At 41.7% G+C, this 14463-nt stretch carries 14 protein-coding genes; 5 read left to right on the plus strand and 9 right to left on the minus strand.

Translation table 11 applies throughout. The annotated features are described in order from the left end of the window. Nucleotides 1-57 precede the first annotated feature (57 nt). The 9 genes from QMA08_RS09325 to QMA08_RS09365 all read right to left on the minus strand — a co-directional run bounded on the left by QMA08_RS09325 (nt 58) and on the right by QMA08_RS09365 (nt 8722). Nucleotides 58-543 (minus strand): hypothetical protein, encoded by a 486-nt coding sequence (locus QMA08_RS09325; protein ID WP_238719422.1) that lies wholly within the window; start codon nt 541-543, stop codon nt 58-60. A 21-nt stretch (nt 544-564) separates the two neighbouring features. Next, nucleotides 565-1029 carry a hypothetical protein gene (locus tag QMA08_RS09330; protein ID WP_290174300.1) on the minus strand — a complete coding sequence of 155 codons (465 nt, stop codon included), beginning with the start codon at nt 1027-1029 and terminating at the stop codon, nt 565-567. A gap of 14 nt (nt 1030-1043) precedes the next feature. Beyond that, a complete protein-coding gene (locus tag QMA08_RS09335; RefSeq protein WP_290174301.1) occupies nt 1044-1640 on the minus strand; it encodes an RDD family protein in 597 nt (198 codons plus the stop codon). 137 nt (nt 1641-1777) lie between these two features. Next, entirely contained in the window at nt 1778-2512 is a 735-nt protein-coding gene (locus QMA08_RS09340; protein ID WP_290174303.1) for a DUF5020 family protein, read from the minus strand. Nucleotides 2513-2541: 29 nt separating this feature from the next. Beyond that, nucleotides 2542-3918: a nucleobase:cation symporter-2 family protein gene (locus tag QMA08_RS09345; protein WP_290174304.1), complete on the minus strand. Its 1377-nt coding sequence runs from the start codon at nt 3916-3918 to the stop codon at nt 2542-2544. 74 nt (nt 3919-3992) lie between these two features. Further along, nucleotides 3993-5060 (minus strand): BMP family ABC transporter substrate-binding protein, encoded by a 1068-nt coding sequence (locus QMA08_RS09350; RefSeq protein WP_154902968.1) that lies wholly within the window; start codon nt 5058-5060, stop codon nt 3993-3995. A 72-nt stretch (nt 5061-5132) separates the two neighbouring features. Then, nucleotides 5133-6059, minus strand: a complete 927-nt coding sequence (locus tag QMA08_RS09355) for an ABC transporter permease (protein WP_024591976.1) — start codon at nt 6057-6059, stop codon at nt 5133-5135. 3 nt (nt 6060-6062) lie between these two features. Next, the gene (locus tag QMA08_RS09360) at nt 6063-7166 is read right to left on the minus strand and encodes an ABC transporter permease (protein ID WP_290174306.1); all 1104 of its coding nucleotides are present in this window, start codon (nt 7164-7166) and stop codon (nt 6063-6065) included. Next, a complete protein-coding gene (locus tag QMA08_RS09365; RefSeq protein ID WP_290174307.1) occupies nt 7163-8722 on the minus strand; it encodes an ABC transporter ATP-binding protein in 1560 nt (519 codons plus the stop codon). The genes QMA08_RS09360 and QMA08_RS09365 overlap by 4 nt, the downstream gene beginning before the upstream one ends. 198 nt (nt 8723-8920) lie before the next feature. Between QMA08_RS09365 and xdhA the strand changes: the two genes are divergently transcribed. Genes xdhA through uraH form a run of 5 tightly spaced genes read left to right on the plus strand, consistent with a single transcriptional unit; the run spans nt 8921 to nt 14461 of the window. Next, nucleotides 8921-10420, plus strand: coding sequence for a xanthine dehydrogenase small subunit (gene xdhA, locus QMA08_RS09370; protein ID WP_290174309.1), 1500 nt, complete (start codon nt 8921-8923; stop codon nt 10418-10420). Then, nucleotides 10407-12746 carry a xanthine dehydrogenase molybdopterin binding subunit gene (gene xdhB / locus QMA08_RS09375; protein ID WP_290174311.1) on the plus strand — a complete coding sequence of 780 codons (2340 nt, stop codon included), beginning with the start codon at nt 10407-10409 and terminating at the stop codon, nt 12744-12746. The genes xdhA and xdhB overlap by 14 nt, the downstream gene beginning before the upstream one ends. Further along, nucleotides 12739-13629 (plus strand): xanthine dehydrogenase accessory protein XdhC, encoded by an 891-nt coding sequence (xdhC, locus tag QMA08_RS09380; protein WP_149603499.1) that lies wholly within the window; start codon nt 12739-12741, stop codon nt 13627-13629. Before xdhB ends, xdhC begins: the two co-directional genes overlap by 8 nt. Further along, entirely contained in the window at nt 13626-14126 is a 501-nt protein-coding gene (gene uraD / locus QMA08_RS09385; RefSeq protein WP_290174313.1) for a 2-oxo-4-hydroxy-4-carboxy-5-ureidoimidazoline decarboxylase, read from the plus strand. Before xdhC ends, uraD begins: the two co-directional genes overlap by 4 nt. Then, nucleotides 14123-14461, plus strand: a complete 339-nt coding sequence (uraH, locus tag QMA08_RS09390; RefSeq protein WP_290174314.1) for a hydroxyisourate hydrolase — start codon at nt 14123-14125, stop codon at nt 14459-14461. The genes uraD and uraH overlap by 4 nt, the downstream gene beginning before the upstream one ends. Nucleotides 14462-14463: the final 2 nt, after the last annotated feature.

Below are 14463 nucleotides of genomic sequence, written 5' to 3' on the forward strand. Positions count from 1 at the left end.
ATACCAACAAGTTAAAATACAAACTAGCTAATCCAAAAAATATTAAAAATGGCTTTGTTAATTGCACCCTTTAGACGTTTTAACTAATTGAATATTATTAACACTTGCGTGTACTCCACAGTAAAACATGTAGTTAGAGCAATGATAGTTTTCATCCATAATATTCAAACCATTCTCATCAAATTCTAGCTCAAACTTACAGTTAATATCGTATTCGGGCTCTTGCTCTTCAAACACCAATTTTTTACCCTTTAGTACTAAAGGTAATGGTTCTGCCGCCCCTTCTAACGGTGCTGTTATCGTGCAAATATGAAAGTTAAAGCCCCAGATAAGACCTTCTGTAAAATATTTATCGTCTTTTTTAAATATATTTATATAGCTCGTTTTTAATTTAAAACGCTCATCACTTTCGCTACCATCGTCGTTGAGCATAGGGGTCGCGCTAGTTATTTTGTCTGTTCTTGAATAGCATCCTTCAAATGAGTCTGCATGTGAATATCCACTAAAGACCGCACTTGCTAACATAAAAGCTGTTTTAATCATCACTCGCTCCTTGCTGTAACGTTAAGTTCGCTCAAAAAAACGCCCTGTATCGTCTGTCATTTTTACTGGTAAACCGTTACCAACCATAAAGTGATAAAAACGCAAATCATCAATCAAGTCAGGGGCTGATATTTCTATGTCTCGGTAAGTCGCGTCTCTAAATTTAAACCTTAAGGTATGCTCAAACCGCTTCGTTTGACAGTAAAGTACTTCTTCTAGCTCAGACACCTTTATATTTATACCAAGTAATTTAAATTCACCATTGGCAATATCAATAGCTTGTGATTGCTTATTATTTGTAGATAGCCATTCAATAACCACTGCTAAAGAAGATAATCCAAACAAATATAAAAACTGATGCAATAAAGGTTTTTCGTTAATTACTTCCATGTAAAATAGCAAAATGACAATAAATAATGCTGATAAAGCCAAACTATAGACTATTTTAAATCCGGGTAGTTTTTTTTGCCTAGGCAAAGCTGCCATAATTAATATCCTGATTAATCTACATAACTCACTTTTGTTCCCGCTAAATGATCATGTAAACATCGTTTATCTTTTCCAAATATAAATAATGGATTAACAAAACCAGCTATAAACTGACCTACCGAAGGGACAAGTGATAATAGTTGCATACAAAGCATGCGTTTAAAGTAAATTGTAGTAAAGCTTGCTTGTGTACCATCTAAATTTTCAATACGGATAGACATTAAAGATTTACCAATCGTTTGTCCGCGTTGGTACATAAGGTAACCATGAAGCACTAACGTGCTTAATATGCCATAACCTAGCAAACCTGCAGATAAAGTAAGTGTTGGTTGGCTTAAATTATCAAATCCTACGAGTATGAATACAGGTATAAAACAAGCAACACCTAAAACGCCAACAACAATAGCAGCCACTAGCCTATCTGAGCGCGTTGCTTTTTCTCCTGCTACTTTTGATACAATATTTTCAGATGGGTTCTGTGCTTCTCGCGTTTCAATTAAGTCGTCTATTTCTTTTGCTCGATCTGGGTAGGCTTCGCGATCTATAGCTCTCGCTGATGAGTAAAGCTCATCTAAAGTGTAGGTAGAAAAATCAATTTCAGAGTCCATGCAAAAAATCCATATAGTGTTATTAAAAAGTAATTTAACACAATTAATTTAAGCTATTCAATTATTTAAGATTATCAAATAAAAAAGCTACTAAAAAGTAGCCTTTAATTATTAATTAAATACCATTCAATTTGCTGTTAAAAATGCCATTTAACTAGTAAGTTTGGATTATGTTCGGTTTGCCCATCTACACCAAATTTATTTTTCCAATAAACATACTCAATACCCACATCAAGACGAGTGGTATCTAAGCCGAGCATAGGGGCAATATTGTATTTAATCTGCGAGGTAAAGTTAAAGCCACCTTCACTTTTACCAAACATTGTGTCGGTGCTATCTACAATATCTAAAAAGCCATCGTATCTAAAGTTACCTTTGTTATAGCCCCACGTGACTGTTATTTGGTTATTATCTTCACGTTGAATACCTATATCATCTTGAAAGCGACGATAATAAGCCACATTAAAATATTGAAAGCCAGGTACATCAAGTGATACACCGCCCCCTAATAAATAGTTATTTTGATCCGTATCTCCCGAGCCATACTCTGTTTGTAGGCCTAAAAACACCTCTTTAACAAAGCTATTTTGTGGCTTGTAAAGAGTAGGGTTTATGTTTAGCTCACCGTACACTTCATCGGGATTACTTAGCCTATCCATAAAGAAGAACGTACTGCCCCATGTATGTCCCGATGCATGCTCTATAGTAACAACACTTCTATCATCTTCCTCCCCTGAAAACGGCTCTAGGTAGTCGGCTCCTGTCATTGCGGTAATACTAAAATCAGACCAAAGCTCTTTAGCCGATACACCTGTAGAGCACATTGCAATTGCAGTTACTAATGCTAATTTTTTTATTGTTTTGATTTTCATTGTTAATCCCTTTTATGATTTTTATTAGTTTAGTTAAGATGATCCGTACTTGCTGAGTAATTTTCTGGTAGTACCAACGTCATTATTATTGCGGTGATACCCGACACCGTCACTGCACTACCAAATATGGCAGTAACTAACTTAGGTGCGTTTGCAAACAACTCCGGTACAAAACTAACACCTAGCCCGAGCCCCAAACTCACCGCAATAATAAGTAAACTTCTGCGATTTATTTTTTCGCTGGCGAGTATTTTGACCCCAGCGGCTGCTACGGTGCCAAACATTACAAGCGTTGCACCGCCCAAAACAGGTTTAGGTATATTTTGTAATACAGCGCCAATCACAGGAAACAAACCAAGAATGATTAAAATACTGCCTATCCACAGGCCAATATATCTGCTGGCAACTCCAGTTAGCTGAATAACGCCGTTGTTTTGACTAAAAGTAGTATTAGGAAAAGTATTAAATAAGGCGGCAATCATCGAGTTGACGCCATCACCTAAAATACCGCCGCGAATACGCGCTAAGTAACTAGGTCCTCTAACAGGTAACTTAGAAACCGCACAATTGGCAGTAATATCGCCTGTCGATTCAATTGCAGTAATAAGGTATAAAAAACCAAAGGCTATGAGTGCACCAAAATCAACATTAAAGCCGTATTTAAAAGGCAGTGGGATAGCAATTAGGTCAAATTCACCTAATTTAAAATTAGCGATACCTAATACAAACGCAAGTAACCAGCCAAGTATCATTGCAACTACCACAGCCGTTAGCCTCACCCATTGGTTTTTACTTGCATTAAGCAGCACCACTAAAGCAACAACCGAAAAACCAACAATTAAGTTGCTCGTTGAAGCAAATTTTTCAGGCATATTAGTAAGTAGCCATTGCCCGCCACCTATATCAGTCATACCTACTTTAATTAGGTAAATACCAATAGTAGTGATGACCACACCAGTAACTACTGGCTTAATTATTTTGCCTAATTTACTAATAAAAAAACTAATAAATACTTCAACAAAAGCGGCCAAAAAGCACACTGCAAATATAGTGGCAAGGACCTCGTCGTTATTGCCTCCGGTGGCTTTAACGGTAAAGCCTGTTGCTAAAATAGTCCCTAAAAAGGCAAAGCTTGTACCTTGCACACATATTAATCCTGAACCCACAGGGCCAACACGCCGCGCTTGTATAACCGTGCCCACACCAGATACAAATAATGCCATACTAATTAAATAAGGTATTTCAGCAGCTAAACCAAGCACACCACCAATAATAAGCGTGGGTGTAATAATACCTACAAAGCTTGCGAGTACGTGCTGTAGTGCGGCAAAAAATGATTCAGTTAAGCCTGGTTTGTCATCAACTGCATATATAATATCGTCAGACGAGCTTGTATTTATTGACATATAAACCTCTACGTTTTGCGAGTTAGCCACTGTATTTGTCTAAGTGATTAACTCATTGTTATTGCATTAACGGCTTATTTAAGCTGCCCTTCAACGCCCTCAACATAAAAATCCATACCCAACAACGTTTTGTCGTCTATTGTTTTACCCGCATCAATAATCAGCTCACCTTGCTGATTTTTTATAGGGCCAGTAAATGGATGAAATTCACCTTTACCAATTTTCTCTGAAATAGCATTTACTTCACTTACTACATCACTTGGAATGTCTTTACTTAGCGGCGCTAAGCGAGTCATCCCTGAGCCTATCCCTTTCCATATATCTTGTGATTGCCATTTATCGTCAAGTACTTGCTGTACGCGCTCTGCATAAAATTCATCCCAGTGATGAACCGCTGCCGTTAAATGTGCTTTTCTACCGTATCCGCTCATATCTGAGTGGTAGCCAATAGCGTAAATACCAGCGGCTTGCGCTGCTTGCAGTGGTGCAGGCGAATCAGTATGTTGGGTAATAATATCAACGCCTTGATCTATTAGGCTATCGGCAGCTTCGCGCTCTTTACCTGGATCAAACCAGCTATTAACCCACACTACTTTTACTTTTGCATTAGGCTTTACTGAGCGCAAACCAAGCGTAAATGCATTTATACCGCGTATTACCTCCGGAATAGGAAACGCAGCAATATAACCAATACTGTCGGTTTTACTCATGTGCCCTGCAATAACACCTGTTAGGTAGCGTCCTTCGTAAATGCGATCAAAGTAAGTGCTTACGTTTTTTGCGCGTTTATAGCCTGTGGCATGCTCAAACTTTACATTAGGAAATCGTTTAGCCACTTTAAGTGTTGGGTTCATGTAGCCAAACGACGTGGTAAATATTAAATCGTGCCCGCTTTTAGCCAGCTGCGTAATAACACGCTCTGCATCCGCTCCTTCTGGTACGCTTTCGACAAAAGTAGTTTCTATTTTGTCGCCAAACTTTTCTTCAAGGTAGTGGCGGCTAGAGTCATGTGTATAAGTCCAACCGGCCTCACCTATGGGGCTTACATATACAAAGCCAACTTTTACGCTATCTTTTGCAATAGCAGATGCGCTTATGCCTAAGCTCAATGCAACCCCGAGTGCTGTTATAAGTTTTTTCATTGTTATTCTCCGTGTTATTTTTTTAATATCCTGTTGAAGCAGGTGATTTACCTTATTGATTTTGTAATTAATTTAATGACCCTTGTGCCAAGGCTTACCTAGCCACATGGGTTCGTACATTTTTAATTTTTGTTTATTTTTGCTGAGCATAATCAGTACTATAAGCGTTGCACCATAAGGCAACATGGCCAGTAAGTTAGACTCCACAGCCCACCCAAAAGCCTGTGCCACTAAGTGCATAATGCTGGCAAAGCCAAATAAATAAGCGCCAAGCATTACGCGCTCAATACGCCAGCTTGCAAACACCACTAAAGCAAGGGCTATCCAACCTCGCCCTGCCGTCATGTTTTGAGTCCAAAGTGGTGTATAAGCCAACGACAAATATGCGCCCGCAATGCCAGCCAGTGCGCCGCCAAACATTACGGCTAAATAACGTGTACGCATTACAGGTAATCCTAAGTTATTACCCACACTTGGGTTTTCGCCAATAGCTCGTACTGCAAGCCCTGCTCTGTGGTATTTAAAAAACAAATACGCACCAAGCACTAAACCCCAACTTAAATACACAATGGCGTCTTGCGAAAATAGCGCTTTGCCTAAAACCGGAATATGCTCAAACCCTGCAATTGCTAAAGTAGGTAACGCGTTAATGGTTTTTCCCTCATAGTCGGCACCTAAAAATGCCGAAAGGCCTGTACCAAAAATAGTCAGCGCTAAACCTGCCGCTACTTGGCTAGCATTTAAATTAAGTGCTACAAAAGCAAAAATAAGTGAGGCCATAACCCCGACCAAAGCTGCTACCGTAAAACCAATAAATAGGTTGTCGCATTGGTACATAGTTATAAACCCTGCCACCGCGCCTAAGAGCATCATGCCTTCTTGCCCTAAATTTAAGGTGCCGCTTTTTTCGCATACCATTTCACCCAGCGCCACCAGCAATAAGGGGGTGCCTGTACGAATAGTGGCGTATAAAATATTAGTAATTACATCTAATTCCATGATTTAAGACTCCTGTGCAATATGTATTGGCTGCGCTTTTTGTTGTTTAAATGGCAGCGAAAATCTAAGGCGATAAGTAATAAGCACATCGCACGAGAGTAGATAAAACAGCATTAACCCCTGAAAAATACCGGTTATAGCGTTAGGTAATCCCATGTTAATTTGCGCAAGTTCACCTCCCATATAAATAAGCCCCATTAATAAGCCCGCAAACGTAATTCCTACTGGGTGGAGTCGCCCTAAAAAAGCAACAATAATGGCGGCATAGCCATAACCGGGTGATATTTGCGGAACCAACTGTCCAATAGGCCCAGCTACTTCGCCCGCTCCAGCGAGCCCCGCCAAGCCCCCGCTAATAACTAGCACTCCGGCAATTAATAATGCTCGCTTGTAACCCGCCATTTTGGCCGCGGATGCATCAAGCCCAAGTACTTGTATTTGAAAGCCTATAAAGGTTTTACTAATAAAAACCCATGTGGCGCATAGCGCTAATAACGCAAACGCCAGGCCTAAGTGCAATCGAGTACCGTCGAATAAAACAGGCAATAACGTGCTATCGCCAAACAATGCACTTTCAGGAAAATTATAACCGTGAGGATCTTTGAGTGGCCCATGAACAGCCCACAGCAATACATTTACTGCTATGTAGTTGAGCATTATAGTGACTAAAATTTCATTGGTGTTTAAACGCAGCTTCATAAAAGCAGCAAGCCCCGCCCACAACATGCCACCAGCAATACCAGCGAGTAATGTAAGTGGCATTGCAAAAGCACTTGTTGAGTCAACAAAGTTAACGGCTACAGCACTTGCACATACACCACCAATAAGCAGTTGCCCTTCTGCGCCTATATTCCAAACCGATGTTCTATAACAAAGCGCTAAGCCATAGGCGCATAGCAAAATAGGAATGGTCATTACAAGTAGCTCTGTTACACCATACCAATCGGCAACAGGTGCTATAAGCAATGTATACAGGGCATTTAGAGGGTCATGCCCTAATAAGGCAAACACCACGTAACCGGTTATTAATGTTAGTAAAATAGCTAAAACAGGTGAGAGATAACTCCACGCTGGTGAACGTTCAACACGTGGTTCTAACTTAATCATGCGAGTTCCCCTTGTGGTGTGTGTACTTTAGACTGGTTATTAAAAACATCGCTAAAGTCGCCAGCCATCCACTGCCCTAACTGCACAAGCGGTACGGTATCGGTATTTAAAATAGGAGACAATTTGCCATCACAAATTGCGCCAATACGGTCGCAAATTTTATAAAGTTCGTCTAAATCTTCTGAAATAACGAGTACCGCACACCCTTCGTCGCGAAGCTTTAAAATTGCTTCATGTATCGCCACTTGTGCGCCTATATCTACACCCCAAGTAGGGTGCGACATAACGAGTAGTTTTGGGCTTTGCTCTACCTCGCGACCAATAATAAATTTTTGTAAATTACCACCTGAAAGGCTAGCTGCATGAGTGCGAAAACTTGGTGTTTTAACCTTGTATTTTGTAATGATTTTATTAGCAAGCTCAGTAATTTTTTGTTTTACTAAAAAGCCATTTTTAACTAGTCCACTATCAAAACTAGTAAGCAGTGCATTTTGTGCTAAATCCATAGTGGGCACGGCTCCTCGCCCAAGCCTATCCTCTGGCACACATGCAAGCCCAAGGCGGCGCCTTTTTAGCGGGCACAGTGCATCAACTACGGTATTTTTAAATTTAATGGCGCTACTACTAGCTTGAATCTGCTCCCCCGAAAGCACTTTTAATAACTCTTCTTGTCCGTTGCCAGCAACACCCGCAATCCCCACTATTTCGCCTTGCTGTACTGCAAAGTTAATGTTTTTAAGGGGTGTTTCAAATAACGCTTGTGCGGCGGTGGTTAGATTATTAACGGTTAAAAAATCCGCAGTACCCAAAGCTCTGCGAGTTTGGTTACTAATTGGCGTATTGTCGCCTACCATCAGCCTAGCAATTGACTCACTAGTTTCGTTTTTAGGAATACAATGCCCGCTTACTTTCCCGCCTCTCAAAATGGTCGCACTGTCACATAGCTCAATCACTTCGTGCAGTTTATGGCTAATAAACAGCACAGAGCAGCCTTCTTTTTTAAGTGACTTTAGGGTTTTAAATAATGCATCGACCTCTTGTGGAGTCAGTACTGAAGTGGGTTCGTCTAAAATAAGTAACTGAATATCTAATAATAAGCATCTAACAATTTCTACTCGTTGGCGCTCGCCAGTTGAAAGTGTTGATACCAGTCTATGGGGGTCTAATGGCATACCATAACGTGTTGATGTTTTCGTAATTCGACCCGCAAGCGTGCTGCTATGCCCTGCTAAATCACCTAACGCTAGTTCAATATTTTGGGCGACCGTAAGTGTTTCAAATAACGAAAAATGCTGAAACACCATTCCAATGCCTAAATCACGCGCATCAGCAGGCTCTTTTATATTCATTATACGGCCATTAAAAAACATGTCCCCTTGGTCAGGTTTAACCACACCATAAAGCATTTTCATTAATGTGCTTTTACCTGCACCGTTTTCACCTAATAAGGCATGCACTTCACCATGCTTAATTTTTAAGGTTACGTCATTATTGGCTATACATCCGGGATACTGCTTTGTCATTCCCTGCATAGTAAGGCGGTATTTATTATTCATTATTAGGGCCTATTTGTACTTAATGAGCAATTTAGCCTACTCAAAACATCAACTGACCAAACGGTCAACAATGGCATGGTAACTGCAATATACTTACCAAGATGAAAAAGTATTTTTCTTACCCGTGCGCAAACAACAAGAAAAAACATACGCCAAGCCTTTATGTATCAGGGCTTTATAAAAATTAAGGGGGTCTGTGTGATTCAATTTTTATTAAATAACACGCCAATTGAAGTACAAGAATGTTCGCCAAGTCTCACCATTTTGGACTGGCTACGCACCAAAAAAGGGAAAGTGGGCACCAAAGAAGGGTGTGCAACTGGCGACTGTGGCGCGTGCACAATTTTAGTGGGTGAAGAGCGTATAAATGCAAACGGGCAAACTAGTTGGCAATACAAAACAATGAACAGCTGTTTATTGTTATTAGGTAATGCGCATGCAAAACATATAGTAACGGTAGAGGCTGTGACTACTGGCTTATACCCAAACTTAACCGATTTACACCCCGTACAACGTGCACTGGTGGAGTGCCATGGTTCGCAGTGTGGTTTTTGTACGCCTGGTATAATAATGAGCTTGTTGGCTCTTTATATTAATGAACCAACGTACCCTGGTAAAAAAGCGGTTATTCATGCACTTGGTGGTAACTTATGCCGTTGTACAGGTTATAGCCCTATATTACTTGCAGCCGAAAAAGCCTATAGCTATGAGCGTAAAGCTGAACCTTACTCAGCAATGGCCGCTCAATTTAAAGCATCACTTAATACGCAATATGATGACGATATTCCATTTTTAAAAAATGGTCCTCGCAAATTTTACTTACCACAAACTGCCCAACAACTTGTTGAGCTAAAAGCGCTTTATCCTTATGCACATTTAGTTGCTGGTGGCACCGACTTTGCCATTGAGCTTAGCCAAAACATGCTCTTACCGGATGTAATTATCTCCCTTAGCCAAGTAAAGGAGTTTTGCACCTTGGCAGATAATAACGATGAGTTACACATTGGTGCAGCACTCCCTTATAGCCAATTTGTTGAGGTATTTTATAACCATTACCCAGAGTCAAAAGAGCTATTTGAACGCTTAGGATCAAGCCAAGTACGTAACAGCGGCACACTTGGTGGCAGCATAGGGAATGCCTCTCCTATTGGCGATCCAGCTCCCCTTTTAATCGCTCTTAATGCATCAATGGATTTATTAAGCAGCGCTGGTACGCGCACTATTAAAGTTGCCGACTACTTTATTGATTACAAAAAAACAGTTCTTAAAAGCGATGAAGTAATTAGTAAGTTCACCATCCCAAAGCGCCCAGAGTCACTAAAACTGGCGTGTCATAAAATATCAAAACGCTTTGAAGACGATATATCTACCGTGTGTTTGGTGCTTGCTATAGAGCATTCACAAAACATGATTACTCAAGCCCGCTGCGCTATGGGCGGTATGGCAGCTATTCCTAAGCGCGCGCAGCATATTGAGCAAAAGCTGATATCTCAATCATTACAAGTAAGTAGTTTTATAGACGCAGCAACGGCTATTAACGATGACTTTACGCCTATGAGCGATGTAAGAAGCAGTGCGCATTATCGCACCACGGTAAGCAAAAACTTATTACAACGCATTGGTATTGAGTTTTGTGAGCCACAAGCACGCAACAATAACAACATTGCCATTACGAGGATCTCACATGCGTCACTTTGAAATGGATAAACTAAAAGCGCAAGGTGGTAGCGTTGGACAATCTAAATATCACGAAAGCGCTATTAAACAAGTTTGTGGCAGTGCAAATTTTGCCGACGATAACCCTGAGCCATACGGCTGCCTGCATGCCTACCCAGTGCTCGCCCCTGTTACAAGCGGCTTTATTAAATCAATAGATACCAGTCTCGCACTGGCAGTTGAAGGCGTTAAACGTATTTTATCGGCAGAAGATGTACCCGGTAAATTAGATATTGGCCCGGTATTTCCTGGTGACGTATTACTCACTAACCATGAAATTCAATATCACGGACAACCTGTGCTGGTAGTAGTTGCCGACACCTATGAAATAGCGCGCCGCGCGGCACGTTTAGTGGTTATAGAGTGCGAGCAAACCACACCCATACTTGATATTAAAGAAGCAATTAGCAAAGAGCATTGGGTAAGGCCGCCTCATTCACTTAACCGTGGTAACAGCGAAAACGCCATTAATAACGCAGCCCACCAGCTTAAAGGCGAAATAAACATAGGCGGGCAAGAACACTTTTATTTAGAAGGCCAAATTGCGCTGGCGCAACCTGATAACGACGGGGGCATTCATGTTCAATGCTCTACGCAACACCCTACTGAGGTGCAGCACTTAGTTGCTAAAATTTTAAAAAAGCCATTTAGTTTTGTAAACGTAGAAACCCGCCGTATGGGCGGTGCTTTTGGCGGCAAAGAAACCCAAGGCGCACCATGGGCATGCCTTGCAGCTCTTGCGGTTTACCACCTTGGCTGCGCAGTAAAAATGCGCCTAGCCCGCAGCGACGATTTTAAATTAACCGGTAAGCGCCACCCGTTTTATAATCACTATCATGTTGGTTTTGACGAAAATGGCTTAATAGAAGGTGCCGACATTACCGTAAACGGATTTTGTGGCTACTCGCCTGATTTATCAGATGCAATTGTAGACCGCGCCATGTTTCATGCCGATAACGCCTACTACTACCCAGCCGCCACAATTAAGGGTAATCGCTGTAAAGTAAATACCGTAAGCCATACCGCATTTAGAGGATTTGGTGGCCCGCAAGGAATGATTATGGGCGAGCTAATAATGGACGATATAGCCGCTAAATTAGGTAAAGATCCGCTTGAGATCCGAAAACTTAATTTATACAAAAAAGGCCGCGATACCACGCCGTATCATCAAACCGTAGAGCAACATATTTTAATAGATATGATTGCTCAGCTTGAGCAGTCGGGTGACTACTGGGCACGTAAAGAGGCTATTAAAGCATTTAACGTATCGTCACCTATTATCAAAAAAGGCCTTGCAATGACGCCGGTTAAATACGGTATTTCGTTTACGGTACAACATTTAAACCAAGCTGGTGCATTAGTACATGTATATAGCGATGGTTCGATACATTTAAACCATGGCGGCACCGAAATGGGCCAAGGGCTAAACACCAAAATTGCGCAAATTGTGGCCCATGGCTTTGGGGTCGATTTTAACGCGGTAAGTATTAGTGCTACGCGTACCGACAAAGTGCCAAACACTTCACCAACAGCGGCCTCAAGCGGTACCGACTTAAACGGTATGGCGGCGCTAAATGCAGTAAACACAATAAAAGAGCGCTTAATAAACTTTATTACCGAGCACTTTGAAGTAGACAGCAACACTGTTGTATTTAAAGATAACCTCATTACTTTTAGTAAAGGGGAAATTAGCTTTAGCGAACTTGCAAATCTTGCTTACATGAATCGTATATCGCTTTCATCTACCGGTTATTACGCCACACCAAAAATTCATTACGACAGAGCCAAAGGCGAAGGCCGCCCATTTTTTTACTACGCACACGGCGTTGCACTGAGTGAAGTAGAAGTAGATACGCTTACGGGCGAAAACACGGTAACTCGCGTTGATATACTGCATGATGTAGGCAGCTCAATTAACCCAGCACTTGATATAGGGCAAATTGAAGGCGCCTTTGTACAAGGTATGGGCTGGCTAACAACCGAAGACTTACAATGGAATGATAAAGGCCAGCTTGCAAGCTTTGGCCCAGCCAACTACAAAATACCAGCCATTGGCGATACACCTGCCGAATTTAACGTCAATCTTTATAACTCAGCAAATCCAGAAACCACCGTGTTTAGATCAAAAGCCGTAGGCGAGCCGCCATTTATGCTGGCCTTTAGTGTATGGAGCGCTATTCGTAATGCCATAAGTAGTGTGGCTGATTACAAATACACAGCCCCACTGGATACACCCGCAACCCCAGAGCGAGTATTGAGTGCAATTGAGCAAACCGCTAGTTGGTTTAAGGAGCATCAACATGACTAATTTAAATGAGTCGTTTCAGGGTTTTCATACTCAAAACTGGGCGCAGGCTATAAACGAGCACGAACAAAGCGGCACTAATTATGTAATTGCCACGGTACTTGGCACAAATGGCTCAACCCCACGCGGCACAGGCTCAAAAATGGTAATAAGCGGCGAGCATATTTACGACACTCTTGGCGGTGGCCACCTTGAATACGTAGTAATAGAAAAAGCCCGCGAACTACTTGCCAAAGGCGAAGCCGCCCAAGTAATTGAGCAATTTAACCTAGGTGCAAATTTAGGCCAGTGCTGCGGCGGAGCTGCCACCGTTATGCTTGAATGCATGCAATGCGAGCGCTTTACCCTCGACATTTATGGCGCAGGCCATGTAGCACAAGCGCTTATTGGTATATTGGCACAGCTGCCTATGCGCATACGTTGGATAGATAGCCGCGCAGATGTATTCCCACAGACTATTCCAAATAACGTAGTAAAAGTGGTTGATGAAGAGCCCACAGAACAAGTAAAGCGTGCACCTAAGTCTAACAACTACTTAATATTGACCCATAACCACCAGCTCGACTTTGCACTCACCCAAGCCATTATTAAACGCGCTGATGCCAATTGGCTGGGCGTTATTGGCTCTGACACTAAAGCAAAACGTTTTAAACAACGCCTAGCACATCGCGATTTTACAGCCGCTCAAATACAACAAATGACCTGCCCTGTTGGGCTTAAAAATATTACGGGCAAATTACCAATGGAAGTGGCTATTTCGATTAGTGGACAGCTAATTGCCCTTTATCAGGCTATGCAAACCCAAGCGCCAAAACGCCAAGGCTTGCAATGGCGCACACTAAAAAATGCCTTAATTAGCACCACGCAGGAGGAAGTAGACGCATGAGCAGTTTACAAATAAATACGCTAAATGATGCACAAGCAAAACAAGCACTTGAGCATTGCTGCGCGGCCCCTAACTGGGTAGCGGGCATGATAAAAGCAATGCCATTTAAAAGTGCTCAACAGCTGTTTGAATGCGCACAAAGCATATGGGATAGCCTTGGCGAGAGCGACTATTTAGCTGCCTTCGAAGGCCACCCGCAAATAGGCGACTTATCAACCCTTAGCAAAAAATACGCTGCTACCGCACAAAAAGCGGGGCATGAGCAATCAGGTATGAGCAAAGCAAACGAGGCCGTACTTACCAAAATGATTGCCCTTAATAAAGAGTACCTTAGCAAGTTTGGCTTTATTTTTATTGTGTGCGCCACCGGTAAAACGGCCGAACAAATGCTCGAACTCATAGAGCAGCGCATACACAACACCCGCAGTACAGAGCTAAATATAGCTGCGAGCGAACAAGCCAAAATAACAAAAATAAGATTGGAGTCACTGCTATGAGCAAAAGCCCTATAACTACCCATATACTTGATACAAGCACCGGAAAACCAGCAGCAAACGTTGCTGTTAAGCTATTTAAACTTACAAATAACGAATGGGTACAACTAACCCAAGGCACAACCGATACCGATGGGCGAATTACCGACTGGCTAAATACAGATGTAGAATTTGCAACCTATAAGCTAGTATTTGATTTAGATAGCTACTACCAAAATCAACCTACCCCTGCGTTTTACCCAGAGGCGCAAATAACGTTTAGATTACAAGATACTAAACATCACCATATCCCATTGTTGCTTAGCCCGTTTGGCTACTCTACATACAGAGGTAGCTAACT

The organism is Pseudoalteromonas sp. APC 3355 (assembly GCF_030407615.1).
Classification (GTDB): Bacteria; Pseudomonadota; Gammaproteobacteria; order Enterobacterales; family Alteromonadaceae; genus Pseudoalteromonas; species Pseudoalteromonas distincta.